Consider the following 26,593-nt stretch of genomic DNA (forward strand, 5'->3'; position numbering starts at 1 on the left):
GAGCGAGGAGCAATCCAGTTCTTTCCCGCAGCTCTGGATTGCTTCGCGGAGCCTGCCATCGGGCGCGCATTCGCCCGACCCGTTGGCTGGGAAATGGCGGGACCCCTAATAAGACTTAGGGAGCAACGTCATCGTGAGTGGCGGCATCCCGTTTTTCGTCGTATTGAGAGGAACTTATGAACGAAATGCTCAACGCGAATGCTTGCGCCGAAACCCTGTTCGGGCGCACTGTGGGCCTCAAATTTCCGATCCGTTTAGGAGAGAGATCGAACATGACCGGCGCAATCCCAGCCTTGAGTCATCGCCTGCGCCCCTTACTGGCCGCGATCTGCCTTGGCGCCACCAGCGCTTTGGCGTCCGCGCCGGCCCTGGCGCGAGGCCCCGACGGCATCGCCGACGTCGCCGAGAAGGTGATCGATGCGGTGGTGAACATCTCGACCTCGCAAACCGTCGAAGCCAAGGTTGGCGGGGATGGCCGAGGCGCGATGCCGCAATTGCCGCCGGGCTCGCCGTTCGAGGAATTCTTCGACGACTTTTTCAAGAACCGCCGGGGTCCGGGCGGTGGTTCCAAAGGCGGTGACAAGAACAGCGACCTGCAGCCGCGCAAGACCAATTCGCTCGGCTCCGGGTTCATCGTCGACACCTCCGGCATTGCCGTGACCAACAATCACGTCATTGCCGATGCGGACGAGATCAACCTCATCATGAACGACGGCACCAAGATCAGGGCCGAGTTGGTCGGTGTCGACAAGAAGACCGATCTCGCCGTGCTGAAATTCAAGCCGCCGGCGAAGCCACTGGTCGCGGTGAAGTTCGGCGATTCCGACAAGCTACGTCTCGGCGAATGGGTGATCGCGATCGGCAATCCGTTCAGCCTTGGCGGCACGGTCACGGCGGGCATCGTCTCGGCACGCAACCGCGACATCAATTCCGGCCCCTATGACAGCTATATCCAGACCGACGCCGCCATCAACCGTGGCAATTCCGGCGGTCCGCTGTTTAACCTCGAGGGCGAAGTGGTCGGCGTCAACACGCTGATTATCTCGCCGTCCGGTGGCTCGATCGGCATCGGCTTTGCGGTGCCCTCGAAGACCGTGGTCGGCGTGGTCGATCAGCTCAGGCAGTTCGGCGAGCTGCGCCGCGGCTGGCTCGGCGTTCGCATCCAGCAGGTCACCGACGAGATCGCCGAAAGCCTCAACATCAAGCCGGCGCGCGGCGCCTTGATCGCCGGCGTTGAGGACAAGGGCCCGGCGAAACCGGCGGGCATCGAGCCCGGCGATGTCGTGGTCAAGTTCGACAACAAGGACATCAAGGAGCCGAAGGACCTGTCGCGCGTCGTCGCCGATACTGCTGTCGGCAAGGAGGTCGAGGTCGTCATCATTCGCAAAGGCGTGGAGCAAACCAGGAAGGTCACGCTCGGCCGCCTCGAGGACGGCGAAAAGGCGGTGCAGGCCGCAGCCAAGACGCAAGCCGAGCCTGCGGAGAAGCCGGTCACGCAAAAGGCGCTCGGGCTCGATCTCGCAGCCCTGAGCAAGGACCTGCGCACCCGCTACAAGATCAAGGACAGCGTCAAGGGTGTCGTTATCACCAACGTCGACGGCGGCTCCGACGCCGCAGACAAACGCCTCAGCGCCGGCGAGGTGATCGTCGAGGTGGCGCAGGAGGCCGTGAGCAACGCTGCCGACATCAAAAAGCGCGTCGATCAGTTGAAAAAGGACGGCAAGAAATCCGTCCTGCTGCTGATAGCCAACGCCGACGGCGACCTGCGGTTTGTGGCGCTCGGCGTGCAGTAAATGGCTGTGATACTCCTCCGCGAAAGTGGAGTATCCACCATGCTGCAGCCATCGGACTCCATCGGTGACGCTTCGAATACTGGTTCACCCGCTTCTTGCGGGTGATGACACCGAGGGACTAAATCCCGACAAACTCCTCGCGCCGATACCCCTGCGCATAGAGCAATGCCGAGAGATCGCCGTGATCGATCCGCGCTGCCGCCACCGCTGCGACTGCCGGTTTGGCGTGGTAGGCGACGCCGAGGCCGGCGGCCTGGATCATGCCGAGATCGTTGGCGCCGTCGCCGACCACCAGCGTGTCGATCTCGTCGAGATCGAAGGATTCGCGCAGCTCGACCAGCGTTGCGAGTTTGGCCGCGCGGCCCAGGATCGGCTCGGCGACCTCGCCAATCAGTTTGCCGTCCTGCACCAGCAGTTCATTGGCCCGGTTTTCCTGAAACCCGATCATGGCCGCGACCGCGTTGGTGAAGAGCGTAAAACCGCCCGAGATCAGGCAGGTCCAGGCGCCGTGGGCGCGCATGGTCGCCACCAGTTCGCGGCCGCCCGGCGTTGCCGTGATGCGTTTCTTTAAGACTTCATCGACCACGCCGACCGGCAGGCCCTTCAACAGCGCGACGCGCTCGCGGAGCGCCGGCTCGAACTCGATTTCACCGCGCATCGCACGTTCGGTAATCGCGGCGACGTGCGCTTTCAGCCCGGCAAAGTCGGCCAGCTCGTCGACGCACTCCTGGCCGATCATGGTGGAATCCATGTCGGCCAGAAAAAGCTTCTTGCGCCTGACAGCCTGAGGCTGCACGACAATATCGATCGGCAAATCGCCGCGCGCCTCGCGCAGTCGTTTTTCGACGCCGCGGATATCGTCGCTGCCGGCGAAGGGAATGTCGACCGCCACCCCGTTGAATAGCCATTGTGCCGGACCGGGCGAGGGGAGAATGGCGCGCGCGCCATCCACGACCGTGCTATCGAGCGCGGGGGCGGCGGGATTGCAGATGAGGGTGGCGACGAGAGACATGCCGGTGAATTCGCCAGAGGTGAGCAGCAAGGCCGTGCTTATCGCAGGGCCGACCGCCAGCGGCAAGTCGGCGCTGGCGCTTGAGCTGGCGCAGAAAACCGGCGGCGTCATCGTCAACGCCGATTCGATGCAGGTGTATCGCGATCTTCGCGTCATCACGGCGCGGCCGACGCCGCAAGAAGAGGCCGCGGTGCCGCACCGGCTCTATGGCCATGTCGATGCCGCGGTGAATTTTTCGGCGGGCGCATGGGAGGCCGATGCGGGCAAAGTGCTTGCGGAAGCATGGGCGCAAAACCGCCTGCCGATTTTCGTGGGCGGCTCCGGGCTGTACTTCAAGGCGCTGACGCGGGGATTGTCGGCGGTGCCGCCGATTCCGCCGGAGATCCGCGAAAGCGTGCGCGCGCGGCTGGAACGCGACGGCGTCGAGGCGCTGCATGCCGAGCTTGCGGGACGCGATCCGGCATCCGCCGAACGGCTGAAGCCGCGCGACCGCACCCGCATCGCGCGCGCGCTCGAGGTGGTGGAGGCGACGGGGCGTTCGCTGCCCGACTGGCATCGCGAGGGATTACCGCCGCTATTGCCACCGGGCCAATTCAACGCGCTGTTTCTGGCGCCCGATCGCGACGAGCTCTATGCCCGGATCGATGTGCGTTTTAGTGCGATGCTGGAGAGCGGCGCGCTGGAGGAGATCACTCGCCTGGCGGCGCGGCGCCTCGATCCGCTCTTGCCGGCAATGAAGGCCCATGGCGTGCCGGCGCTGATCCGGCATATCCGCGGCGAGATCACGCTGGACGAGGCGACCGTGATCGGCCGCGCCGATACGCGTCACTACGCCAAGCGGCAGTTCACGTGGTTTCGGCATCAACTGCCGGAATTCGAGTGGGTGAAGCTGGAGGAGGCGGGGGGATGGATCTCCACTGTCATTCCGGGGCGCGACCGAAGCAAACGAGCCCCGAATCCATAGCCACGATCGGGAGTATGGACCCCGCGGCCTGTGTGCCTCAGGTCGGCATTGCCGGCCGAAGGCGCATCTTCGATATGCAATTGCACATCGAAGAATGACGCTGAAAACGCTCGCCGATCGCCTGGAACCCCGCTAAGCTCCGCAAATCGCGCTTCCTGCGCCCTGCCCTTGACTTCTGGGGTCGGGCGGCTATAAGTCGCGCAACCTTTGGGAAGTTCGAGCGGTCATATGCGTAATAAAATTACCAAACTGCTTATCGTCGTCGTACCCAGGCGCACCGCCGGGGATGGCTAGGCCATCCCAAATTCGGGCGGTGTGCATGGGGCCTCTTGGGCCCCTTTTTATTTTCCAACCTCAACTGAAGAAAGCCGCTGACAACAGCGCATCCGGAGCAAGCCATGAGCGACAAGAGCCACGATCCGAACCAGATGACCGGCGCAGCGATGATCGTGCGGGCGCTGATCGATCATGGCGTCAAGCACATCTTCGGTTATCCCGGCGGCGCGGTGCTTCCGATCTATGACGAGCTTTTCCAGCAGAGCGACATCGAGCACATCCTGGTGCGGCACGAGCAGGGCGCCGGCCACGCTGCCGAGGGCTATGCGCGCTCCACTGGAAAGCCGGGCGTGGTGCTGGTGACGTCGGGGCCGGGCGCCACCAATATGGTGACGCCGCTGACGGACGCGCTGATGGATTCGATACCGCTGGTGTGCATCACAGGCCAAGTGCCGACGCACCTGATCGGCAACGACGCGTTCCAGGAATGCGACACCGTCGGCATCACCCGTCCCTGCACCAAGCACAATTGGCTGGTGCGCGACGTCAACGATCTCGCCAAGGTGCTGCACGAGGCGTTCTACGTCGCGAGCACGGGTCGTCCCGGCCCCGTGGTGGTCGATGTGCCGAAGGATGTGCAGTTCGCGATGGGCACCTATCACCCGCCGCGCAAGTCCGACGTGCACGTGTCGTATACGCCGCGCATCAAGGGCGATGCGGCGCAGATCCGCAAGGCCGTGGCGCTATTGGCCACCGCCAAGCGTCCGGTGATCTACAGCGGCGGCGGCGTCATCAATTCCGGACGCGAAGCCTCAAAGCTGTTGCGCGAGCTGGTCGAGGCTACCGGGTTTCCGATCACCTCCACCTTGATGGGTCTTGGCGCTTATCCGGCGTCGGGCAAGAACTGGCTCGGCATGCTCGGCATGCACGGCACTTACGAAGCCAACATGGCGATGCACGGCTGCGACGCAATGCTGTGCGTCGGCGCGCGCTTCGACGACCGCATCACCGGACGCACCGATGCGTTTTCGCCGGACTCGAAGAAAATCCATATCGACATCGATCCGTCCTCGATCAACAAGAACATCCGCGTCGATATTCCGATCATCGGCGATGCCGCCAGTGTGCTCGGCGATCTCCTGCAGGTGTTCAAGGCGGAGGCGAAAAAGCAGGATATCCGGCCGTGGTGGCAGGAGATCGCGAAATGGCGCGCGCGCAATTCGCTGTCGTACAAAAAGAACAACGATATCATCTTGCCGCAATTCGCCATTCAACGGCTGTTCGAGGCGACGCGCGGCCGCGACGTCTACATCACCACTGAAGTCGGCCAGCACCAGATGTGGGCGGCGCAATTCTTCGGCTTCGAGGAGCCGCATCGCTGGATGACCTCGGGCGGTTTGGGCACCATGGGCTATGGCCTGCCGGCGGCGGTCGGCGTCCAGGTCGCGCATCCGGATAGCCTCGTGATCGACATCGCCGGCGACGCCTCGGTGCAGATGACGATGCAGGAGATGGCGACGGCGATACAATACGAATTGCCGATCAAGATCTTCATCCTCAACAACCAGTATATGGGCATGGTGCGGCAGTGGCAGCAGTTGCTGCATGGCAACCGGCTGTCGCACAGCTACTCCGAATCGCTGCCGGATTTCGTCAAGCTCGCCGACGCCTTCGGCTGCGTCGGGCTGCAGGCCATCAAGCCCGGCGACCTCGACGGCGCCATCAAGGAGATGATCAACGTCAAGCGCCCGGTGCTGTTCGATTGCCGGGTGGCGGCGCTGGAAAACTGCTTCCCGATGATCCCGTCCGGCAAAGCCCACAATGAAATGCTGCTGCCGGCGGAAGCCAACGACGAAGCCACCGCCACGGCGTTTGCCGGCGGCAAGGCGCTGGTGTGAGCGATGACTGAGGGTCCCGCGAACCGTCGGCCGCAAATTCCACTGTCATCGTCCGGCTTGACCGGACGATCCAGTACGCCGCGGCGGCGCGGATCTAGCATAGGCGCCGGCGATTACTGGATCCCCGCCTTCGCGGGGATGACGGGCGGAAATGACACGACGAACAAGAGAGCGACAGGGAATTAAGATGAACCAGCCCGCCTCCGCCTACTTCATGGAAGACCGCCATGATCCGATCGAGTTTCATACGCTCTCGGTGCTCGTGCAGAACGAACCGGGCGTGCTCGCGCGCGTGATCGGGCTGTTCTCCGGCCGCGGCTACAACATCGAAAGTCTCACCGTCTCCGAGACCGAGAACCAGAAGCATCTCTCCCGCATCACCATTGTCACCACGGGCACGCCGATGGTGATCGAGCAAATAAAACACCAGCTCGATCGGATGATCCCGGTGTATCGCGTCGTCGACATGACGCTGAGCGGCCGCTCGATTGAACGCGAACTGGCGATGGTGAAACTGCGCGGCACCGGCGATCACCGTGTCGAGGCGCTGCGCCTGGCGGAGGCGTTTCGCGCCCGGGTGATCGACGCCACCACCGAAAGCTTCGTGTTCGAGATCACCGGCAACTCCGCCAAGATCAACCAGTTCATCGACCTGATGCGCCCTCTCGGTCTGGTCGAGGTCTCGCGCACAGGCGTCGCCGCCATCGGCCGCGGGCCGGAGGGGATGTGAGCCATGCTGGCGCGCGACTGGTACTACAATGAACGGCGGCAGATCGGGCTCGATTCCGCTGTCGCTTCGATCTATGACCGCCACGACGACAGCGACCTCCGCGCCCGCGCGGCGCTAACGATGTTGGGGGTGCAGCGCGGCTGGCGGATGGCCGATATCGGTTGCGGCAACGGCGTTTTGGCCTGCGAGGCGGCGCTGATGGGCGCCGAGGTCGACGCGATCGATATCTCCCCGGCGATGCTGGCGCTCGCGGAAATCCAGGCGCGCGACCGGAAAGTGGCGATCCGGACCCAGTCGGCGGGACTATTGAGTTTCGCCTACCAGCCGAACTCCTACGACCTGATCGTCAGCGAGTTCACGCTGCATCATCTGCCGGATTTCTGGAAGGCCGTCGCGCTGTCGCGGATCTGTTGTGCGCTGAAGCCCGGCGCATGCTTCTATTTGCGCGATATCGTGTTCGCCAGCATGCCCGACGGGCCCGAGCGCGACGTCGAGCAGTGGGCCGACTTCAACATCGGGAATCACGACTTCTCGCGCGGCAGCGTCGTCACCCATATGCGGGATGAATATTCGACGTTCGGCTGGGTGATCGAGCGGATGCTGACCGACGTCGGCTTCACGCTGGTGTCAGCCGATTATCACGCGCCGCTGCACGGCACTTATCTCCTGCGAAAACCAAAATCCGGCGAGCAGAGCTAGGGACGTCGATGAAGCCTTACGACGTCTGTCTCGCGGTCGCGGTGGCGGTGATCTGGGGCCTTGGCTTTGTTGCAAGCCGGCTGGCGCTGGATGAGTTCTCGCCGGAACTGATGACAACGCTGCGGTTTGCTATCGCCGCCGTGCCATGCCTGTTTGTGCGCAAGCCAAAAGTATCCTGGCCGCTGCTGATCGCGATCAGCTTCACGCTGTTTCTTGGCCAATTCCTGGCGCAGGCCTATGGCATCGCGCTCGGCGTTCCCGTCGGTCTCTCCAGCGTGATCGTGCAAAGTCAGGCGTTATTCACGATCGGCTTTGCGGCGATCGCATTTCGCGAGCTGCCGACCCCCTCGCAAGCCCTCGGCATCGGCGTCGCCACGGCAGGCCTGCTGATGATTTGCGGCACCGTCGGTTATGATTTCAGCGTCGGCGCGTTCGCGGTGCTTATGATTTGCCCGGTTAGCTTCGCCATCGGCAACCTGCTGCTGCGCCGCGCGCAGCATGTACGGATGTTCGACCTGTTTGCGTGGCTGTGTCTCACCGCCGCGATACCGCTATTGGCGCTGACGCTGCTCACCAATGGCCCTCAGCCAACCTGGCACGCCCTGTCGCACATATCGCTGACGGGTCTCGTCTGCGTGCTCGCGCTCGGCGGCATATCCACCAGCGTCGCCTATTGGCTGTGGGGCCGGCTGTTGCGGGATTACTCCGCGGCGCAAGTGGTGCCGTTCGGGCTGCTGGTGCCGTTTGTCGGCTCCGCGGCATCCAGCGTCGTGTTTGGCGAAACGTTTGGACCGCTGCGGCTGGCCGGCATGGCCACCGTGGTCGGCGGCATCGCGATCATGGTGCTGTCGAAGCGGCCGCAAGTCCTGCCGAAGATCGCTTGAACGCCATATGTCGCAGCCTCTTTTCATCGCCTTTGTCATGTTCGCCCTCGTGATGTTCTTCACGCCGGGGCCGAACAACATCATGCTGCTGTCGTCGGGCCTGACCTATGGCTTCCGCCGCACATTGCCGCACATGGCGGGCATTACGATCGGTTTCGCCTTCATGGTCGCGGCGGTGGGCCTCGGTCTAGGGACGATCTTCATCGCCTATCCGATGCTGCAGACGGTCCTGAAATATGCCGGCGCCGCATACCTGATCTATCTCGCCGCTGTCATCGCGATGGCCGGGCCGGCGGCATCGGGGCAGGACAACCAGCGCGGTCCGATGACGTTCTGGGGCGCGGCGATGTTCCAGTGGGTCAATGCCAAGGGGTGGGTGATGGTGATCGGCACCATCACCGCCTACGCGGCGATTGCGGCCTTTCCCTGGAATATCATGATACAGACGGGGGTGAGCCTCGTCATGGGCACGGTGTCGACCGTGGCCTGGGCTCTGTTCGGCAGCGCGCTGCGGCCGCTACTGACATCCGAGAGGGCCGTGCGGGCGTTCAACATCGTCATGGCCGTGCTGCTGCTGGCGTCGCTCTATCCCGTCTTCATGGACGCATGATGCGGCATTGCGGCATGCAGAAACGGGTTTCCCCTGGGGTTCAAAATGCTCTAGACAACGCCCGAAATCGCCCGCCGGCCCCACCGAGACTTCAGAACACATGACGATCCGGGCAGTCCGCCCGGCCAGCCAAGAGGAACGACCATGCGTGTTTATTATGATCGCGACGCCGACCTGAACCTGATCAAGGGCAAGAAAGTCGTCATCGTCGGCTACGGCAGCCAGGGCCATGCCCATGCGCTGAACCTGAAGGATTCCGGGGTCAAGGACGTTGCCATCGCGCTGCGCAAGGGCTCCTCATCGGCCAAGAAGGCCGAAACCGCCGGCTTCAAGGTGATGGAAGTCGCCGAAGCCGCGAAGTGGGCCGATCTCGTGATGATGCTGACCCCCGACGAATTGCAGGGCGACATCTACCGCGAGCATCTGCACGACAACATGAAGAAGGGCGCCGCTCTGGTGTTCGCCCACGGCCTCAACGTGCACTTCAATCTGCTCGACCCGCGCGCCGATCTCGACGTGCTGATGATCGCGCCGAAAGGCCCCGGCCATACCGTGCGCTCGGAGTATCAGCGCGGCGGCGGCGTGCCCTGCCTGATCGCGATCTCCAAGGATGTTTCGGGCAACGCCCACGACCTCGGCCTGAGCTACGCCTCCGCCATCGGCGGTGGCCGTGCCGGCATCATCGAGACCTCGTTCAAGGAAGAGTGCGAGACCGACCTGTTCGGCGAGCAGGTGGTGCTGTGCGGCGGCCTGGTCGAACTGATCAAGGGCGGTTACGAGACGCTGGTGGAAGCCGGCTACGCGCCGGAGATGGCGTATTTCGAATGCCTGCACGAAGTGAAGCTGATCGTCGACCTGATCTATGAAGGCGGCATCGCCAACATGAACTACTCAATCTCCAACACCGCCGAATATGGCGAATACGTCACCGGCCCGCGCATCGTCACCGCCGAGACCAAGGCCGAGATGAAGCGCGTTCTCGCCGACATCCAGGGCGGCAAGTTCGCCCGCGACTGGATGCTGGAGAACAAGGTCAACCAGACCTCGTTCAAGGCCACCCGCGCCAAGCTCGCGCAGCACCCGATCGAGGAAGTCGGCGCAAAACTCCGCGACATGATGCCGTGGATCAAGAAGGGCGCCTTGGTCGACAAGACGAAGAATTAAATTTGCGCTCTCCTCCTGGCGAGGAGCGCGGCACGCGCGTCTCGCACCATGAGGCCCCGTAAACGCACCTCATCCTTCGAGACGGCGCGGAGTATATCATCGGGCCGCGCTTCGCGCGGACCCGTTGGCGCCTTCTCAGAGTATGACCGAGAATGCACGCAACAAAATAGCGGATTTTGAGACCGTCATTGCGAGCGCAGCGAAGCAATCCAGAGGATTTAATAGGGCTGTTTACTGGATTGCTTCGTCGCTTCGCTCCTCGCAATGACGAGAAGTGGCCTATTCTACTGGCCGCTCTTGAGTCAGACTCTCAGGATGAGGGGCCCTCCAGCTTTGTTTTCATAGGAGACCAGCGTGCCGACGGTGGACTCCCAGGTGGTGGCGACGCCCAACTCAAAATTGGCCTACAGCATCCTGAGGCCAAATCAGCGCCGAGTCCGTTTAACCCCTGACAAGCGTTTGACGTAGGCAACCAGGCAACGCCATCGTGTTTGAACTCGGCAACCTGCCGCATTGCGAGGTCTGGATGTGCCGAAAGCGACCGGACATTGTCGCGGCCGAATGGATGAAGAAGTGCTATGCTCGTCATTGCGAGGAGCGAGGCGACGAAGCAATCCAGCCTCCTTGCTTTGGATTGCTTCGCGGAGCCTGGTCAATGGGCGGCGCTAAGCGCCGACCTGTTGACCGCAATGACGTGAGGGGCCCATCATGCGATCTGTTGTCATCACCGGGGCGTCCACCGGCATCGGCTGGGCCACCGCAAAATTGCTGCTCGATCGCGGATTTCTCGTGTTCGGCAGCGTGCGCAAGCAGGTCGACGCCGACCGGCTGAGGCGCGAATTCGGTACGAATTTCACGCCGTTGCTGTTCGATGTCACTGATGAGGCTGCGGTGCTGGCCGCCGCGCGCGAGGTCCGCGCAGCGCTGGGCGACGAGACGCTCACCGGACTTGTCAACAATGCCGGCATTGGGGTCGCAGGCCCGGTGCTCGAGCTCGCGGCCGACGAATTCCGCCGCCAGATGGAAGTCAACGTGATCGGGCCGATCATCGCCACGCAAGCCTTCGGCCCGCTGCTCGGATCCGATCCATCACTGAAAGGGCCGCGCGGGCGGATCGTGATGATCAGCTCGGTGGCCGGCAAGAGCGGCAACCCGCTGATGGCGGGCTATTCGGCATCAAAGCACGCGGTCGAGGGACTGTCCGAAAGCCTGCGCCGCGAGATGATGCTGTTCGGTATCGATGTCGTCATCGTCGCGCCCGGCGCGGTGAAGACGCCGATCTGGAGCAAGGCCGAGGAAGTCGATATTTGCTCCTACAAGAATTCGCCATTTTTTCCGCCGCTGCAACGAATCCGCAAATTCATGCTGCAGCTCGGCGAAAGCGGATTGCCGCCGGAGAAGATTGCCGAAGTGATCGCCCACGCCCTGACGTCGGCCAGCCCAAAGGTGCGTTACCAGATCACGCCGGATCCGATGCGGCACCTGATGACGACAGTGCTGCCGAAACGGATGGTCGACAGGATCATCGGCAAGCGCCTGGGCTTGATGCCGCCGGCATGAGCTGAGATGCAGCGCTTTCATCCCGTCGGTACGGTACGCGGAGTGCGCGCTGACGCCATGACGATCAGCCGCAGCGCCATGACAGCCAGCAGGGGGACCAGGAAGAGAGCGTAAAGCGGCATATCGGGAACGCGCTTGCCGAAGCTCACCATGAACTGAAACCACAGATAATAACCGCCGGATAAATGCAGGATGCGCCAGGCACGCGGACCGATCGCACCCGCAGTGCGGTCGAACGACGTCGCGGCCATCGCGACGATGAAAGCATAACCGACGCCGCCGAAGATGAAGGAAACGGCTGATGTCGCGGACATGAAGTCGGTGGGTGCCATCGCTGCAAAGCAGACAATCGCAACGGCGTGAATGCCGTGCGACGCCGCGAAAGTCACGCCGAGATAGCGGCGGTTGCGGCGCTGCCATCGCGTCCAGGCATTGGGCCACAGCCGCGCCAGCGCCGCGGCGCTGAAGGCGAGACAGAAGAACAAAAGCGACGTTCGCGCGGTGAAGCGGATCACCATGCGCACACCGTCAACCTCGAACTGCCGCATGCCCGCGATCCAGAGCGATAGGACGATCAGGGCCAACGAGAGCACGGCGAACAGCCGCCAGCTCTCAAACCAGTTTTGCCGACGCGCAAGCATGATGTGCTCCTACAGTGATGTAATCGGCAGTTACATGTTGCAGTTTAATTTTGTCAATCGTGTAATCATTGCTTACATTCACGATCGGGTGATGCTAGAACGGACCATGCCCAAGTCAGCCAAGTCGAAACGTCGGCCCACCGGCCGCCCGTCGCCGAAGCCGAAGCCGTATCATCATGGCGATCTCAGGCGCGTATTGATTGATGCGGCGCTTCAACTGGTCGAGGAGGGCGGGCCCGAGACGTTAAGCGTGCGCGAGGCGGCACGCCGCGCCGGCGTGTCGCCGGGCGCGCCGTTCCGGCATTTCCCGAGCCGCGATGCCTTGATGACGGCGGTGGCCGAGGAAGCGCAGCGGCGTTTCCGGGCCGAGATCAATGCCGCACTCGCAGACGACCCGGCCGGCGATCCCTTGGCGCGGTTTCGAGCTCTTGGCCTCGCCTACCTGCGCTGGGCGATGCGCAACCCTGCCCATTTCGAGGTCATCTCGACCGGCAGGTATTTCGATCACGACAAGGCGGCCGGCTTGTCACGCGATAACGCCGAGCTGATCGGCCTGACCGAGCGCACGATGGCGGACGCCTTCGCGCAGGGCCAGCTCCGTTCCTCGGACCTGAAACGGGTCCAGATTGCCGGCCGCGCCTTGGTTTATGGCTTCGCGCGGATGAACATCGACGGTCACTTTCCGCGCTGGGGCATCGCCGACACCGAAGCCGAACGCACCGCCGAGGCGATCATCGATCTCTTCATCGAGGGCATCGCCAAGCCTCAAGGGCGGGCCTAAGCCTAAGTGCGGAAAGGTGTTGCGGCTCAAGATCTACCCAATTTCACGCCGCGGCGCCAAATTCATTGCGTGTTCATGATGGTTCCACTACATTTTTATGACATGGCGCACGTTCCGGCTGCGTCGTCCGTCTCCTGGTCATCGCCAGCCAAGGCCCCAAGGCAGCGCCGGGTGTAGTTGCGTCTTAGCCCATGGCGCCCGCGCCAAATTCAGGTCCATCCGCGACCGTCGCCACCGGCGGGCTCGCTTCAATCGGCATTTGGCGGCTACTGGCGGTTGCCGCGCCACATCTGGCGGCGCTGGCGGTTATGCTGCAGACCGAAACCGACTTCGGTTCGCGCGCCGGCTTTCTGCTGTCGTGGGCCATCCTGAACTTCTTCTGGATCGCGCTGTTGCGGCGGCCCGCGCTGTCGGGCGCGCTGTCGCTCACCCTGGTCGTGGTGTTGATCCTGCTGTCGCGGCTCAAGCACGACGTCGTGCAGATGACCGCGAACTTCGTCGACCTGATGGTGATCGACCGCGATACCGCGGCATTTCTTTTTACGATCTTCCCCAATCTGCGCTGGTCCGTGATCGGTGCAGCGTTGCTCATTATCCCTTTGATGTACGCGCTGTGGTGGCTCGATCCGTTCCGTATCCGTCGCCTGCCGGCTCTGGCCTGCATGCTGTCATGTCTTGCCGCGCTGGTCGGATATTCCGTCGCGTGGCCGGACGACGTCTGGCGCGGCTATTACGACGATGGCTACCTGTCGAAATTTTCCCGCTCCGGCGTCACTGCCGTCGCGGATTTCATCAACTACGGCTTCATGGAATCGGACGCGGTCGCCGCCGAGCGTCTCAAGCTGCCGCTGGAGGATTCCTGCCATCCCACGGGCCGCCGGCCGCACATCATCATGATTCATGATGAGTCCAGTTTCGACATTCGTCAGGCGGAGGGCATCAAGGTGCCGCCGGGCTACGGCAGCCATTTCAAGTCGTTCGACGGCAAGGAGCGCAAATTCCTGGCCGAAAGCAACGGCGGGCCGAGCTGGTTCACCGAATACAATGTCCTCGCCGGGCTCTCGTCGCGCTCGTTCGGCCGGTTTTCCTATTTTGTGACGCGCATCGCCTCAGGGCGTGTCGAGCGCGGCTTGCCGCTGGCACTGCGCCGCTGCGGCTACAGCACGATCTCGCTCTATCCGGCCTATGGCGCGTTCATGAGCGCGCGCAGCTTCCAGACCACCACCGGCATCCAGCATTTCTACGATGCCCGCGATCTCGGCGCCAAGGCCGTGGAGCCCGACAGCTTCTTTTACGATAAGGCCTTGAAGCTGATGTCGGAGAGCGCGCCGAACACGCCGCTGTTCATGTTCGTCTATCTCGCCGCCAATCACTTTCCCTGGGAAACCCGGTTTCGCCCCGACCTGATGCCGTTCTGGCCCAAGCCCGGCAACACACCGGTGATCGATGAGTATCTGCGCCGGCAGGCGATGAGCGCCGACGATTACGCCGCGTTCGTCGTCGGGTTGAAAAAGAAATTTCCGGCGCAGCCGTTCTTGATCGTGCGCTATGGCGATCATCAGCCGGAATTCTCGCCGAAGATTCTCGATCCCGGTCTCGATGCAGCCGGTGTCGGCAAGAAACTGATGAATTACGACCCGCGCTATTACGCGACCTACTACGCCATCGACGCGATCAACTTCGAGCCGGTCAAGACTGCCGCGGTGATGGATACGATCGACGGGCCCTATCTGCCGCTGGTGATCCAGGAAGCCGCCGGCATCCCGCTCGATCCATCGTTCGAAGAGCAGAAGAAGATCATGCTGCGCTGCAAGGGCCTGCTCTATGCCTGCAAGGGCGGCGCGGAAGCCCGACGCTTCAACCGGCTCCTGATCGACGCCGGTTTCGTAAAAAACCTCTAGCCGCAACGGGAACGCCAAAATACCAGCCTCCGTCGAACCAGGAACCAACCGGACCGGCGGTGCAGTATCGCGCGGCGTCCCGTTCTATGCCGGTGTTGGCGTGGTTGCCACGTTGCATCTTGCGGCGTTGGCTGTCCTGCTCACCACGGAATACGGACCCTTTGCGATCACGCTGTCCTTGCTGGCCTGGGTCTTTGCGAATTGCCTTTTCCTGCTCGTGCTGCCGCGGCCCGGCGTGTCCGCGGCGCTTGCGCTGAGCCTGGTGGCGTTGTTGATCGCGCTGTCGCGCGTCAAGTTCGAAATTTTGCAGCTATCGTTGACATTCCTTGATTTCCTGATCATCGACCGCGACACGTTTTCGTTCCTGCTCTCGGTGTTTCCGCGGTTGCGGACGCAGTTGATCGTGGCGGGCGTCCTTGCAGTTCCGGTGTTGTGGGTGATCTGGCGCGCCGATCCGTTTCGCGCAGGTCGCCGCCTTGCGTTGGCGATTCTTGCCGCAACAACCGTGTTGATGTCGGCGATGTCGGTCGCGGCGCCCGAGCAGCCGTGGGAGCCGTTCCAGGGCGTCAATCATATTTCCAATCTCGCGCGCTCGGGTGTGGTGGCGGTGTCGCGGCTGGCTTCGCAAGGATGGATCGAGGCCGATTCACCTGCGAGCGGCCCGCTTCACCTGGCCTCGGGAGCGCACGCCGCCGGCCGGCCGGCGCTGCCGCCCGGCGAAGAATGCGACACCACCGCGAGGCGGCCGCATATCATCATGCTGCTCGACGAGTCGAGCTTCGACATCACCGCCGCGCCTGGCGTCAAGGTGCCGCCGGGGTACTCCGACTATTTCAAATCCATTGACGGCGCGCAGCGGACCCTGATCGCGGAGGCGACCGGCGGCCCGACATGGTACACCGAATTCAATGTGCTGACCGGCATGTCGGCGCGATCGTTCGGTGATCTGAAGTTTTACGTCACAAGAATTACCGCGGGCCGGGTCGCGCGCGGACTGCCGCAAGCGCTGCAGCGCTGCGGATACAAGACCTTCTCGCTTTATCCGACCTATGGGGACTTCCTCGGTGCGCGCACTTTCCAGAAGGGTACCGGCGTCGGCCGGTTCATCGACATGGCGGATATGGGCGTCGATCAGGACATGCAGCCCGACAAGTTCTACTTCGATCAGGCCTTGAAGGTGTTCGCGGGCCAGCAGCCGTCGCAGTCTCCGATCTTCATGTTCGTGTACCTCACGGCCAATCATTTTCCCTGGACCAGCGTCTATCGGCCCGATCTGACGCCGGGATGGACGCCGCCGGGAAATACGGCGGAGACGGACGAATACATTCGTCGCCAAACCATGACGGCGAAGGACTACCGCGATTTCACCACACGGCTGGCGCGCGACTATCCGGATCAATCCTTTCTGGTCTTGCGTTTCGGCGATCATCAACCGGCCATATCGCAGAAGTTGCTCGAGCCTGGCATCGACCGGAAATTGCTGACGCAACGCCTGATGACCGCAGATCCGCGTTACTTCTCGACTTACTATGCGCTCGATGGGATCAACTTTCGACCGCCCGACCTATCGTCGGCGCTCGAAACACTCGATGCCGCTTATATCCCGATCGTGATCCAGGAAGCCGCAGGGGTCCCGCTCGATCCCTCGTTCGAGGAGCAGAAGAAGATCATGCTGCGTTGCAAGGGCGTGTTTTATGCCTGCAAGGACGGCGCGGAAGCCCGGCGGTTCAACCGGCTACTGATCGATGCCGGCCTGGTGCGCGGAATGTAGCCTACCGGACGAAACCTTTCGGCGAAGCAGGGCGGCTCGCCGATCGCGTGCGGCCGCAGCCTGCCTCGGCATCTGAAGTTTTCCTTTGCGAGGGCTTGACCCCTGGCGCCTATTTCATGCGAAATGGATCCATGAACCCGATCCGATCGATGATGTTTGTTCTTCCCATTGCCGCCTGGTCCCCGGCCTGGGCGGAGACGATGAGATTTGAAGACGCAACAGGGATACTGGGCACTAGCTGTGCCAATGACATCGCTTCGAATTGCCGCGGCGTCAATCTCGACCCGAGCCGTATGAAGGACTGTCTTGTTCGGAATCAGGATAGTACGTCAGCGCAGTGCAGGGCTGACTATGTCCGAGCCTTCGACGCGATCCAGAAACGTGTGGCCGCTCGTGCCGTCATTCGTAAGGTCTGCGAGCGCGACGTAGCCAAGCTGTGCGCCGGCGTTCACAAGGACGACAGCAGCAGCGGTCTCGGGTGCATCCTGACGGCGCCGCGCGGAGTGAGCGCCAAATGCAACCAGGCCATTGGTGAGGCGGGGTATCGCACTATAGCTGCTGCGGCTCAAGCTCAAGCTCAAGCTCAAGCTCAAGCTCAAGCTCAAGCTCAAGCGGGTGTGACGACGGGAAGCTGGACCAATGAGCTCGTCGGCCTTGAAATTCCGCCGGATCTGGATGTTGCCGCCTTGCGGCAACAGGCACTTGAGAGGGTCAAGTCGAAAGCAGATGGAGCGGCGCTAAAGCGACCGCCAGTCGCGACTTCGCTGCTTAAGCTGCCAAAACTCATTGTCGACATCCAATTTGATGAGGACTCTCCGATCATCCGGCCGCAATCCTACCAGGCGCTCGGACGCATCGCCGATACGCTCTACGAGCCTGCACTGCTGCCGTACAAATTCCTGATTGTCGGCCATAGCGCGGCGACCGGTAGGCGCGATAGTAATCTGACGCTAAGCCAGAGGAGGGCCGACGCGGTTCGCGACGTGCTGGTGAGCACCTTCAAGGTTTCGCCAAAACGCCTTCAGGCGCTCGGTCTGGGCGAGGAACAGTTGCTCGATGCCGCCCATCCGGCCGCGGCGAACAACCACCGGATCCAGATCGCGACGGTCGGAAAGCTGCTGTAGTGCAGGCTCTCTTGTTCGAGAAATCACGCCGAGGGCACAGGATTCCAATCGAGAAAGCGAAGGTCTACCGCTTCTCGATTTTTTCCCATAGCCAGCGCGCCACTGTATCGGGTGATGACGCGCCGTCGCCGCCGGCCGCGCGCAAATTCGCCTCGCGCATCGCCGATATCTCGATGTTGCTGAGCAGCGGCTGCAGGGCGGTCCGCAACGCCTGATCGGAAGCGCGCTTCGGCGCGAGCAGCACGATCGCGTCGTAAGGCGGAATAGCGTGTTTGGGATCGTCCAGCACCACCAGATCGTATTTGGCGATCAGCCCGTCGCTGGTATAGCCCGCGATCACGTCGACCTCGCCCGAGGCGACCGCGGCATACATGAAGTCGGGCTGCATCTGCCGTTCCGCGCGAAATGCGAGCCCATAGGCTTTTTGCAGCCGGGCCCATTCCGGCCGCGAGAAAAATTCATAGTCGGCGGCCATCGACAACCTTCCGGCATGCGATGCGAGATCGGCAATGGAATGAATTCCAAGCGCATCGGCCCGCTTTCGCGGCATCACCAGCGCGTAGGCATTCTCGAACCCCAGTTCGCCAAGCAGCGTCACTTTCTGCGCGGCGAGCATCGTCTTCAATTCGGCGAGCAATTCCTCGCGCGGCTTGATATCGGCGTGGTGAAACTGGTTGGCCCACAGGGTGCCGGAATAGTCGACGTAGACGTCGATATCATCCGAGACCAGCGCATCAAAAATAACATTTGAGCCGAGGCCCTCGCGCGAACTTGCTGAAAATCCCGCCGCCCGCAGCCGCTGCGCGATCAGCGCCGACAACACATATTGCTCGGCGAAAGTTTTGGCGCCGACGATGTAGCTCGATTGCGAGCGCGCCATCGTAGGTAGCAGCGTTGCAGCAACGAGCGCCGCAATCCCGATCCCGCCGAACGTCACGCGCACGCGGCTCCGTTCGCGAAGCCCTGTCTCGATCAATGCCAACAATTGATCGACCACGAGCGCCAGCACAGCCGCGGCAAGGCAGCCGAACAGCACGAAAACCCAGTTCTGGGTCTGCAATCCCGCAAAGATGTAATTGCCGAGGCTGGTTTGCCCGATCGGCGTCGACAGCGTCGCGGTGCCGATCACCCAGACCGCCGCGGTACGGATGCCCGCCATCATGACGGGAAGCGCCAGCGGCAGCTCCACCGTGAATAGCGACTGGCGCGGCGTCATGCCGACGCCTTGCGCAGCCTCGAGGAGCGCGGCATCGACACCTTGCAGGCCGGTGATGGTATTGCGCAGCACCGGCAGCATCGAATACAGCGCCAGCGCCAGTACCGCCGGCAGGAATCCAAACGCGGAAAAGCCGAAATTGAACCAGGTCAGCGACACGGCCGCCAGCGCCAGCAGCAGCGGATAGAACAGTGCCAACAGCGCCAGGCCCGGCACTGTCTGCACGATGCTGGCCAGTCCGAGCAGCGCGCCGCGCATCACCGGGCGGTCGCGGGCCACAATCGCCAAGGGCAGGCTGACCAGCAGTCCCAGCGCCAGCGCCGCGACGCTGACGCGCACATGATTGCCGAGATAATCCGGCAGATGGGCCAGCGCCTCGCTCCAGCGTGGATCGGAGAAAAAGCTCATGCCGCGCCGTTCCGCGGCAGCAGCACGTTCAGCCGCTCGGCTTGCCGCCGCGGCGTGCGCAGGAGCTCGCCGACGTAAGGGTCGTCGCTATCAGAAAGCTCCGATGGCTTGCCCTGTGCCAGCAGAATTCCGGCGCGCATCACCGCGACGCGGTCGGCGAGCAATATGGCTTCGGTCATGTCGTGAGTGATCATGACCGTGGTCAGCCCGAGCGTGTTGTGCAAGGCGCGGTAGTCGTCGCCGAGTGCATCGCGGGTGAGCGGGTCAAGCGCGCCGAAGGGTTCGTCCATCAGGACGATACGCGGCCGCGCCGCCAGCGCGCGGGCAACGCCAACACGCTGGCGCTGGCCGCCGGACAGCTCATGCGGAAGCCGATCGCGAAATTGTGCACGCTCGAGCCGCACCAGGTCGAGCAGTTCATCCACCCGGGAAGAAATCTCCGCCGCCGATGTGCCGATCAGCGTCGGCGTGATCCCGACATTGTCGGCGACGCTCATATGCGGAAACAGTCCGCCGCTCTGAAACACATAGCCGATGCGGCGGCGTAACGAAACAGGATCGACTGCGCGCACGTCCTCGCCCGCGATTGCGATGCTGCCGCTGTCGGCGTCGATCAGCCGGTTGGCCAGCCGCAGCAGCGTGGTCTTGCCGGAGCCGGAGCCGCCGACGATGGCGAGGAATTCGCCCTCGGCGACGTCGAGCGTGACGTCGTCCACGGCCCTGACGCGGCCGCCGTCGAAGCTCTTGCCGACGTGCGCAAATGCTATCAGCGGCGCCTCCTGCATTTCAATTCGGCTCACGGCCACGTTCCTTTACTTTCCCCTGAAAGGGGAGGGGGTGAGGTACCAGTTTGTACCACTTCGTTGAACTTGTCCTGTCAAGGCGTTATTGCATCGTCCCAACTTGGAGGGAATGCGGGTGGAAAAGACAAAGCCGACGGCGGTGGCGCTTGACGACGCGACCGTGGCGTTTCGTCTCGCCGATGCGCGGGTATATACCGCGGTCGAGAAGGCGCGGCTCAGCATCGAGCATGGCGAGTTCGTCGCCATCGTCGGGCCCACGGGGTGTGGAAAATCCACGCTGTTGAATGTCGCGGCCGGCCTGCTGAGGCCGGCGTCGGGGAAGGTGCGGATTTTCGACCAGCCGCTGACAGACCTGAACCGTCAGGCCGGGTATCTCTTTCAGGCCGACGCGCTGTTTCCCTGGAAGACCGCGATCGATAACGTCGCCGTTGGGCTGGAGATCACAGGCGTGCCGCGCAAACAGGCGCTTGAACGGGCCCAGGTCTGGCTCACTTCGGTCGGTCTCGGGGCGTTCGGCAATCGCTATCCGCATATGCTGTCAGGCGGCCAGCGCAAGCGGGTTGGCCTCGCGCAGGTGTTGATCCGCGATCCCAAGATCCTGCTGATGGACGAGCCGTTCGGGCCGCTGGATGCCCAAACGAGACAGATCATGGGCAACCTCCTGCTCGATCTTTGGAACGCCGACCGCAAGGCGGTACTGTTCGTCACCCACGATCTAGAAGAGGCGATCGCGCTGGCGGACCGCGTCGTGATCATGTCGGCGGGGCCGAGTGCGCGCATTATCGGCGACTGGCGGGTGCCGCTGGCGCGGCCGCGCGACATTTCGGAAGTGCGCATGGAGAAGGATTTTCACGCGCTGCATCGGGAAATATGGAGCGTGCTGAAGGACGAGGTGATGAAGGGCTACGCGCAATCGTCGCAAGCGCCGGCGGGAGCAGCATGATGAGCAGACCCGTGTTGCTTCTCTGCCAGTTGCTCGTCGCCGTCGTCGTGCTGGGACTGTGGCAACTGCTCGCCACCGTGCCGATCTTCGGTCGCATGCTGCTGCCGCCGTTCTTCTTTTCAAATCCGGTCGACGTGGGAAGCCAGATCGTTGCCTGGTTCTCAAGCGGGGTGATCTGGAAGCATCTGCTGATCACCCTATGGGAGTCGATTCTGGCCTTCACGATCGGCTCGCTTGGCGGGGTGATGGTCGGCTTCTGGTTCGCGCGTCAGCCAAGGGTCGCGGCGATATTCGATCCCTATGTGAAGATGGTCAATGCGCTGCCGCGCGTCGTTCTGGCGCCGATCTTCACGCTGTGGCTCGGGCTCGGCATCTGGTCGAAGGTCGCGCTTGGCGTGACGCTGGTATTCTTCATCGTATTCTTCAACGTCTATCAGGGCGTCAAGGAGGTCAGCACCACCGTGCTTGCCAATGGCCGCATGCTCGGCATGACCGAGCGGCAGCTGATGCGGCACGTTTACTGGCCGTCGGCGCTGTCCTGGATGTTCTCCTCGCTGCATACTTCGGTCGGCTTCGCGGTGGTTGGCGCCGTGGTCGGCGAATATCTCGGCTCCGCGGCGGGGCTCGGCTATCTGATCCAGCAGGCCGAAGGCGTGTTCGACGTCGCCGGCGTGTTCGCCGGCATGTTCGTGTTATCGGCGTTCGTCCTCTTGATTGACTTCGCGGTGACATTAGTCGAGCGGCGCCTTCTGGTTTGGCGGCCGGACGCCGTCGAGGGCCGCGGCTAATTTCGTCCGTCATTGCGAGGGCAGAGCAACGAAGCAATCCACTTCTTTGCTCGCTGGATTGCTTCGCGGAGCCCGTCATCGGGCGCGCATTCGCGCGACCCGTTGGCTCACCAAGGACGGCACGGTATCACAAGCACCTTCTCAAGAGACGCATGCTCCTCTATCGTGTGACCAACTGAGAGCATGGAGGAACCATGAGAACGATTTTTGGCAGGTTGGCCGCGACGCTTTTGGCACTGGTGCTGATGTCCGATCTTGCGGCAGCGCAGAGCAAGATCACCATCGCCATCGGTGGCGGGGCCTGCCTGTGTTATCTGCCGACCGTGCTGGCAAAGCAGCTTGGCGAGTACGACAAGGCGGGTCTTGCCGTCGAACTGGTCGATCTGAAGGGCGGCTCGGACGCCCTCAAGGCCGTGCTCGGCGGCAGCGCCGACGTGGTCTCCGGCTACTTCGACCACTGCGTCAATCTTGCCGCCAAGAAGCAGGAGCTGCAGGCCTTTGTCGTTTATGACCGGTATCCGGGCTTCGTGTTGGTGGTCTCCCCCTCGCATAATAGCGAAATCAAATCGATCAAGGATCTGGCCGGCAAGAAGGTCGGCGTCAGCGCGCCCGGCTCCTCGACCGATTTCTTTCTCAAATACCTGCTGAAGAAAAACGGCCTTGATCCCACCAGCGCCTCGGTGATCGGTGTTGGCCTTGGCGCGAGCGCAGTCGCGGCAATGCAGCAGGGGCAGATCGACGCGGCGGTGATGCTCGATCCGGCAGTTACGGTCCTGCAAGGCAGCTATCCGGACCTGCGCATCCTCAGCGATACGCGCACGCAGAAAGACACGCTTTCGGTGTTCGGCGGCGAATATCCTGGCGGCGCGCTCTACAGCACAACGGCGTGGGTTGGCTCGCATGAGAAGGACGTGCAGGCTTTGACTAATGCGATCGTGAATACACTGGCATGGATACACTCGCATTCGCCGGAAGATATCATGGCGAAAATGCCACCGGAGATCGTCGGCAAGAATAAGGAGCTCTATCTCGCGGCGCTCAAGAACACGATCCCGATGTATTCGGAAACCGGCAAGATGGACCCCAAGGGCGCTGACGCGGTGCTCGCCGTGTTCAGCGAAGGCTCGCCGGAAGTCGCCAAGGCGAATATCGACGTCAGCAAGACCTACACCAACAGATTCGTCGATCAGGCCAAAAAGACGGCAGGGACGATTGCGAAGTAACGTTCGATGACGGCGGAGACATCCCCGGTCATTCATCGCATCACGACGCTTGATCTGAGCTACCAGCCATCGCAGTGGCGGTTCGCGGAGGAGCGGCGCGCCGATATCGACGCGCATTTCGCCCTCAAAAAGATCGAGAAGCCGAAGATCTGGAATGGACGAATTCTGTTGGGGCGCAATCCTGATTTTACCGGGGACCGCTTCAGCGCCGTTTACTTCGACGCCGATTTCGCGAGCTTCCTGGCGTGGCGCGACTGGGGCTTTCCGCACCGGGACGTGTTCAACGGTTTCGGAATGGGGGCGCTGCGCTGCTCCGATAGCGCGTTTGTACTCGGCGAAATGGGCCACCATACCGCGAATGCCGGGCGCATCTACTTCCCGTCGGGAACACCCGACCTCGACGACATCAGCGATGGCGCGGTCGATATATCGGGCAGCGTCGCCCGCGAAGTCGAAGAGGAAACCGGCCTGACAGCTGCCGACTATCGGGCCGCCGCACATTGGGACTGTGTTGTCTCCGGCGCGGCGATCGCCATGATCAGGATATTGAATGTCGATACTCCAGGCGAAGCGCTGCGCGCCAGGATCGAAGCTAATCTAGCCCGACAACATCAGCCGGAATTGTCGGCGATTCATCTGGTGCGCGATGGGTCCGATTTCACCGCGGCTATGCCGCGCTTTGTCACCGCGTTTTTGGAGAAACAGTTCTCTGCATGATGCTGATATGCCTGCCATGTCATTGCGAGGGGCGTAAGCGACGAAGCAATCCAGCTTGGCGGCATGATATCTGGATAGCTTCGCGGAGCCTGTCCTCGGGCGGCTCTTGCCGACCCGTTGCCTCGCAATGACGAACTAGAGCGTTTTCAAGCGAAGTGGAGACCGGGTCGCGTCAAGAAAGCGCGTCAAATCAAGAACTAGAGCCCCGTTTCGATTCGATAGAAATGGAAAAGGTTCTGGTCTGGCGCAGGCCACGTGGGCCCTGTACCGTCAGCTAAACTGGCTAACCGGAACTTCTGAAGGTATGAGCAAAAAATCCTCGCAATCGCTTGCTGCCGAGCTGAAGCCCTTCATCGCGCCGTTCCGCTTTGACGGATCGGGCGAATTCCATCTCAAGTCGCACAAGACCAATGAGAAGGGCGGTCTCGACAAGAACACGGCTGAAGAGATCCTCGACGCCAATCGCAAACGCTTAAGCGATTTTCAGGAAAAACTCTACGCGCAGGATCGCTGGTCGGTGCTGCTGATCCTTCAGGGCATGGACGCGGCGGGCAAGGACAGCGCCATCAAGAGCATATTCGCCGGCGTCAATCCGCAGGGCTGTGAGGTGCATTCGTTCAAGCAGCCGTCGACGCTCGAACTCGATCATGATTTCTTGTGGCGCAGCGCGATTGCGCTGCCGCAGCGTGGCCGTATTGGCATCTTCAACCGTTCCTACTATGAAGAATGCCTGGTGGTGCGGGTTCATCCGGAAATCCTTGCCAAGGAGAAGATCCCGCCTCAGCTGGTGACCAAAAACATCTGGCGCGAACGGTTCGAGGACATTTCCAGTTTTGAGCGCTACCTCGCGCGCAACGGCACCGTAATCCTGAAGTTCTTTCTCAACACCTCGAAAGAGGAGCAGCGCCAGCGGTTTCTCGACCGGTTGAACGAGCCTGCGAAGAACTGGAAATTTTCGATGGCGGATATCGCCGAGCGCGCGCTGTGGGGGAAATACCAGGCAGCGTATCAAGAGGTCGTCAGACATACCTCGACGGCGGCAGCGCCATGGCACGTGGTGCCGGCCGATCACAAATGGTTCGCGCGGGTGGTGATCGGCTCCACCATCGTCAGCGCGCTCGAAAAGCTCGACCTGAAATTCCCGGAAGTCGATGGCGCCTCGCTGCAGGAGTTCAAGCAGGTGCGCAAGGCGCTGCTGGCGGAGGGCGAGGGCGGAGCGAAGAAGGTGACGGCGGGAAACGCGGCGAAGAAATAGCGGCGATCGGCGCAATGAGACCGACATCCTCGATCACGACCATCGTCGGCTGCAGAAGGCGGGCGGGATTCATGAATTGGGGCAAGCAATGTGACCCGCGCTGCCTCGATGCGGATTCCTGCCTCGTATCCGTACTCACGATATCTGGCGCCGCTCAGCGATCTTGTGGATAGGCTCCCACGGTCGCTCCAATTTCAGTAACCGAAGCTTAAGGTTGCGTCGCATAATGTCGGTTGATAACGAGGCACGTTTGGCCAAATCTTGCGGGTTGAAGTCCGCGATATAACCAAAAAGGGGCGTCTTCGAAGCAAATCCCGTTCAGCGCCCCTCTGGTGTCCTGCGACCGCCCCTCCAAATCCGTCGATAAGCCTGCGCCGCAACCCGCTGCGGCGTCTGAAATCGCTTAATGCCAGCAAAAACGTTCATCATCTTTACAGCACGAAAGAAAAAAGCATGTCCATCACGAAGCGCTCGTTTCTCGCCGGGGCTACCACGCTCACTGCCTTCACCGTTCTGACAGGCAGGCTCCGGGCTGAGCCCGTCAAAACCATCCGGATGGACTTTGCGACTTATAATCCGGTCAGTTTGATCCTCAAAAACAACGGTTTCATGGAGAAAGAACTGGCTGGCGACGGCATCAATGTCGAATGGGTTCAGAGCGCAGGCAGCAACGTCGCCCTCGACTTGTTGAAGAACGATAAAACGGATTTCGGATCGACCGCAGGTGCTGCCGCTCTCATCGGACGCGCTAACGGCAATCCTCTCAAGTCGATTTACGTGTTCTCACGTCCGGAATGGACCGCGCTGGTGGTCGGTGCGGCATCGCCGCTGACGGGCCTCGCTGACCTCAAGGGCAAAAAGGTCGCCGCCACCCCCGGTACGGATCCGCACATCTTCTTGCTGCGCGCGCTGGAAAGCGTCGGCTTGACCGACAAGTACATCGTGCTGAAGCCGTTGCCCCACGCGGAAGGCCGGGCCGCTCTGGAAAAAGGCGAAGTCGACGCCTGGGCAGGCCTCGACCCTATCATGGCGCAGAGCGAACTGGTTGCCAAATCCCGACTGCTGTTCCGCGATCCGGTCCTGAACACCTACGGAATCCTCAATGTCCGCGAAGCCTTTGCGGCGGCCCAGCCCGAGTTGGTCAAGCGTGTGCTGAAGATCTACGATCAGGCCAGGCTGTACGCGGTCGAGCATCCGGGCGAGCTGCGCGCGGCGCTGGTCGCGGCCGCAAAGATCGACGAGGCCGTTGCCTCGCGGCAGTTGGAGCGAACCGACCTGCGCAACTCGGTGATTGGTACCGCGCAACAGCGCACGATCACGGCGGCCGGTGACGTGCTCAAGAAAAGCGGGATTATCCCCCAAACGGTCGATATCGAAAAAGTGGTTACGGGCATGATCGACCGCTCCTTCGCACCTACCAAGGCCTAGACCG

Annotated in this window: 24 protein-coding genes; 19 read left to right on the plus strand and 5 right to left on the minus strand. The window is 62.1% G+C overall.

Annotated features, from left to right (window positions below; all coding sequences use genetic code 11):
• Positions 1-272: 272 nt before the first annotated feature.
• A complete protein-coding gene (locus N554_RS0133555) occupies positions 273-1,793 on the plus strand; it encodes a Do family serine endopeptidase (RefSeq protein ID WP_029587446.1) in 1,521 nt (506 codons plus the stop codon).
• Positions 1,794-1,911: 118 nt separating this feature from the next.
• On the opposite strand, the gene serB is transcribed toward N554_RS0133555, so the two are convergent.
• Positions 1,912-2,805 carry a phosphoserine phosphatase SerB gene (gene serB / locus N554_RS0133560; protein ID WP_029587447.1) on the minus strand — a complete coding sequence of 298 codons (894 nt, stop codon included), beginning with the start codon at positions 2,803-2,805 and terminating at the stop codon, positions 1,912-1,914.
• Between serB and miaA the strand changes: the two genes are divergently transcribed.
• From miaA to N554_RS0133610, 8 genes are all read left to right on the plus strand, one after another.
• Complete coding sequence (gene miaA, locus N554_RS0133565; RefSeq protein WP_029587448.1) at positions 2,804-3,769, plus strand: tRNA (adenosine(37)-N6)-dimethylallyltransferase MiaA; 966 nt, start codon at positions 2,804-2,806, stop codon at positions 3,767-3,769. The two genes, serB and miaA, sit on opposite strands and share 2 nt — an antisense overlap.
• A gap of 398 nt (positions 3,770-4,167) precedes the next feature.
• Positions 4,168-5,943 carry an acetolactate synthase 3 large subunit gene (locus N554_RS0133575; protein WP_029587449.1) on the plus strand — a complete coding sequence of 592 codons (1,776 nt, stop codon included), beginning with the start codon at positions 4,168-4,170 and terminating at the stop codon, positions 5,941-5,943.
• Between the two features lie 187 nt (positions 5,944-6,130).
• Entirely contained in the window at positions 6,131-6,673 is a 543-nt protein-coding gene (gene ilvN / locus N554_RS0133580; protein WP_029587450.1) for an acetolactate synthase small subunit, read from the plus strand.
• A gap of 3 nt (positions 6,674-6,676) precedes the next feature.
• Positions 6,677-7,372, plus strand: coding sequence for a class I SAM-dependent methyltransferase (locus tag N554_RS0133585; protein WP_029587451.1), 696 nt, complete (start codon positions 6,677-6,679; stop codon positions 7,370-7,372).
• An 8-nt stretch (positions 7,373-7,380) separates the two neighbouring features.
• A complete protein-coding gene (locus tag N554_RS0133590; protein WP_029587452.1) occupies positions 7,381-8,256 on the plus strand; it encodes an EamA family transporter in 876 nt (291 codons plus the stop codon).
• Positions 8,257-8,263: 7 nt separating this feature from the next.
• Positions 8,264-8,866 carry a LysE family translocator gene (locus N554_RS0133595; protein ID WP_029587453.1) on the plus strand — a complete coding sequence of 201 codons (603 nt, stop codon included), beginning with the start codon at positions 8,264-8,266 and terminating at the stop codon, positions 8,864-8,866.
• Positions 8,867-9,010: 144 nt separating this feature from the next.
• Complete coding sequence (gene ilvC, locus N554_RS0133600) at positions 9,011-10,030, plus strand: ketol-acid reductoisomerase (protein WP_029587454.1); 1,020 nt, start codon at positions 9,011-9,013, stop codon at positions 10,028-10,030.
• 708 nt (positions 10,031-10,738) lie between these two features.
• Positions 10,739-11,590: an SDR family oxidoreductase gene (locus N554_RS0133610; RefSeq protein WP_029587455.1), complete on the plus strand. Its 852-nt coding sequence runs from the start codon at positions 10,739-10,741 to the stop codon at positions 11,588-11,590.
• Between the two features lie 17 nt (positions 11,591-11,607).
• Here N554_RS0133610 and N554_RS0133615 read toward each other — a convergent pair whose 3' ends face one another.
• Entirely contained in the window at positions 11,608-12,231 is a 624-nt protein-coding gene (locus tag N554_RS0133615) for a hypothetical protein (RefSeq protein ID WP_029587456.1), read from the minus strand.
• A gap of 196 nt (positions 12,232-12,427) precedes the next feature.
• Here N554_RS0133615 and N554_RS0133620 point away from each other — a divergent pair, with 196 nt between their 5' ends.
• The 3 genes from N554_RS0133620 (at position 12,428) to N554_RS0133630 (ending at position 16,684) form a co-directional block, all read left to right on the plus strand.
• Positions 12,428-13,012 (plus strand): TetR/AcrR family transcriptional regulator, encoded by a 585-nt coding sequence (locus N554_RS0133620; RefSeq protein WP_245283795.1) that lies wholly within the window; start codon positions 12,428-12,430, stop codon positions 13,010-13,012.
• A 191-nt stretch (positions 13,013-13,203) separates the two neighbouring features.
• A complete protein-coding gene (locus tag N554_RS0133625; protein ID WP_029587458.1) occupies positions 13,204-14,913 on the plus strand; it encodes a sulfatase-like hydrolase/transferase in 1,710 nt (569 codons plus the stop codon).
• 100 nt (positions 14,914-15,013) lie between these two features.
• Positions 15,014-16,684, plus strand: a complete 1,671-nt coding sequence (locus tag N554_RS0133630) for a sulfatase-like hydrolase/transferase (protein ID WP_245283796.1) — start codon at positions 15,014-15,016, stop codon at positions 16,682-16,684.
• A gap of 329 nt (positions 16,685-17,013) precedes the next feature.
• On the opposite strand, the gene N554_RS41405 is transcribed toward N554_RS0133630, so the two are convergent.
• Complete coding sequence (locus tag N554_RS41405) at positions 17,014-17,253, minus strand: hypothetical protein (RefSeq protein WP_197033830.1); 240 nt, start codon at positions 17,251-17,253, stop codon at positions 17,014-17,016.
• Positions 17,254-17,301: 48 nt separating this feature from the next.
• Here N554_RS41405 and N554_RS41410 point away from each other — a divergent pair, with 48 nt between their 5' ends.
• The gene (locus tag N554_RS41410; RefSeq protein ID WP_197033831.1) at positions 17,302-17,808 is read left to right on the plus strand and encodes an OmpA family protein; all 507 of its coding nucleotides are present in this window, start codon (positions 17,302-17,304) and stop codon (positions 17,806-17,808) included.
• Between the two features lie 64 nt (positions 17,809-17,872).
• Here the strand turns inward: N554_RS41410 and N554_RS0133640 are convergent, their stop codons facing one another.
• Positions 17,873-19,432 carry an ABC transporter permease/substrate-binding protein gene (locus N554_RS0133640; protein WP_029587461.1) on the minus strand — a complete coding sequence of 520 codons (1,560 nt, stop codon included), beginning with the start codon at positions 19,430-19,432 and terminating at the stop codon, positions 17,873-17,875.
• Complete coding sequence (locus N554_RS0133645; protein ID WP_029587462.1) at positions 19,429-20,217, minus strand: ATP-binding cassette domain-containing protein; 789 nt, start codon at positions 20,215-20,217, stop codon at positions 19,429-19,431. Before N554_RS0133645 ends, N554_RS0133640 begins: the two co-directional genes overlap by 4 nt.
• A 133-nt stretch (positions 20,218-20,350) precedes the next feature.
• Here N554_RS0133645 and N554_RS0133650 point away from each other — a divergent pair, with 133 nt between their 5' ends.
• The 6 genes from N554_RS0133650 (at position 20,351) to N554_RS0133675 (ending at position 26,589) form a co-directional block, all read left to right on the plus strand.
• Positions 20,351-21,178 carry an ABC transporter ATP-binding protein gene (locus N554_RS0133650; protein ID WP_245283797.1) on the plus strand — a complete coding sequence of 276 codons (828 nt, stop codon included), beginning with the start codon at positions 20,351-20,353 and terminating at the stop codon, positions 21,176-21,178.
• A complete protein-coding gene (locus tag N554_RS0133655) occupies positions 21,178-21,966 on the plus strand; it encodes an ABC transporter permease (protein WP_029587464.1) in 789 nt (262 codons plus the stop codon). Before N554_RS0133650 ends, N554_RS0133655 begins: the two co-directional genes overlap by 1 nt.
• Before the next feature lie 194 nt (positions 21,967-22,160).
• Positions 22,161-23,189 carry an ABC transporter substrate-binding protein gene (locus tag N554_RS0133660; RefSeq protein WP_029587465.1) on the plus strand — a complete coding sequence of 343 codons (1,029 nt, stop codon included), beginning with the start codon at positions 22,161-22,163 and terminating at the stop codon, positions 23,187-23,189.
• 6 nt (positions 23,190-23,195) lie between these two features.
• On the plus strand, positions 23,196-23,906 hold the full coding sequence (locus N554_RS0133665) for an NUDIX hydrolase (RefSeq protein ID WP_029587466.1): 711 nt from the start codon (positions 23,196-23,198) through the stop codon (positions 23,904-23,906).
• Between the two features lie 304 nt (positions 23,907-24,210).
• Positions 24,211-25,161, plus strand: a complete 951-nt coding sequence (locus N554_RS0133670) for a polyphosphate kinase 2 family protein (RefSeq protein WP_029587467.1) — start codon at positions 24,211-24,213, stop codon at positions 25,159-25,161.
• Between the two features lie 261 nt (positions 25,162-25,422).
• Positions 25,423-26,589 carry an aliphatic sulfonate ABC transporter substrate-binding protein gene (locus tag N554_RS0133675; RefSeq protein WP_245283798.1) on the plus strand — a complete coding sequence of 389 codons (1,167 nt, stop codon included), beginning with the start codon at positions 25,423-25,425 and terminating at the stop codon, positions 26,587-26,589.
• Positions 26,590-26,593: the final 4 nt, after the last annotated feature.

It is taken from the genome of Bradyrhizobium sp. URHD0069 (genome assembly GCF_000701345.1).
Lineage (GTDB): Bacteria > Pseudomonadota > Alphaproteobacteria > Rhizobiales > Xanthobacteraceae > Bradyrhizobium.

What these genes read in the sequence shown, in the direction of transcription:
- N554_RS0133555 (WP_029587446.1), top strand. Translation starts at nt 273, where the DNA reads ATGACCGGCGCAATCCCAGCCTTGAGTCATCGCCTGCGCCCCTTACTG.
- miaA (WP_029587448.1), top strand. Translation starts at nt 2,804, where the DNA reads ATGCCGGTGAATTCGCCAGAGGTGAGCAGCAAGGCCGTGCTTATCGCA.
- serB (WP_029587447.1), bottom strand. Translation starts at nt 2,805, where the DNA reads ATGTCTCTCGTCGCCACCCTCATCTGCAATCCCGCCGCCCCCGCGCTC.
- N554_RS0133575 (WP_029587449.1), top strand. Translation starts at nt 4,168, where the DNA reads ATGAGCGACAAGAGCCACGATCCGAACCAGATGACCGGCGCAGCGATG.
- ilvN (WP_029587450.1), top strand. Translation starts at nt 6,131, where the DNA reads ATGAACCAGCCCGCCTCCGCCTACTTCATGGAAGACCGCCATGATCCG.
- N554_RS0133585 (WP_029587451.1), top strand. Translation starts at nt 6,677, where the DNA reads ATGCTGGCGCGCGACTGGTACTACAATGAACGGCGGCAGATCGGGCTC.
- N554_RS0133590 (WP_029587452.1), top strand. Translation starts at nt 7,381, where the DNA reads ATGAAGCCTTACGACGTCTGTCTCGCGGTCGCGGTGGCGGTGATCTGG.
- N554_RS0133595 (WP_029587453.1), top strand. Translation starts at nt 8,264, where the DNA reads ATGTCGCAGCCTCTTTTCATCGCCTTTGTCATGTTCGCCCTCGTGATG.
- ilvC (WP_029587454.1), top strand. Translation starts at nt 9,011, where the DNA reads ATGCGTGTTTATTATGATCGCGACGCCGACCTGAACCTGATCAAGGGC.
- N554_RS0133610 (WP_029587455.1), top strand. Translation starts at nt 10,739, where the DNA reads ATGCGATCTGTTGTCATCACCGGGGCGTCCACCGGCATCGGCTGGGCC.
- N554_RS0133615 (WP_029587456.1), bottom strand. Translation starts at nt 12,231, where the DNA reads ATGCTTGCGCGTCGGCAAAACTGGTTTGAGAGCTGGCGGCTGTTCGCC.
- N554_RS0133625 (WP_029587458.1), top strand. Translation starts at nt 13,204, where the DNA reads ATGGCGCCCGCGCCAAATTCAGGTCCATCCGCGACCGTCGCCACCGGC.
- N554_RS0133640 (WP_029587461.1), bottom strand. Translation starts at nt 19,432, where the DNA reads ATGAGCTTTTTCTCCGATCCACGCTGGAGCGAGGCGCTGGCCCATCTG.
- N554_RS0133645 (WP_029587462.1), bottom strand. Translation starts at nt 20,217, where the DNA reads ATGCAGGAGGCGCCGCTGATAGCATTTGCGCACGTCGGCAAGAGCTTC.
- N554_RS0133655 (WP_029587464.1), top strand. Translation starts at nt 21,178, where the DNA reads ATGAGCAGACCCGTGTTGCTTCTCTGCCAGTTGCTCGTCGCCGTCGTC.
- N554_RS0133660 (WP_029587465.1), top strand. Translation starts at nt 22,161, where the DNA reads ATGAGAACGATTTTTGGCAGGTTGGCCGCGACGCTTTTGGCACTGGTG.
- N554_RS0133665 (WP_029587466.1), top strand. Translation starts at nt 23,196, where the DNA reads ATGACGGCGGAGACATCCCCGGTCATTCATCGCATCACGACGCTTGAT.
- N554_RS0133670 (WP_029587467.1), top strand. Translation starts at nt 24,211, where the DNA reads ATGAGCAAAAAATCCTCGCAATCGCTTGCTGCCGAGCTGAAGCCCTTC.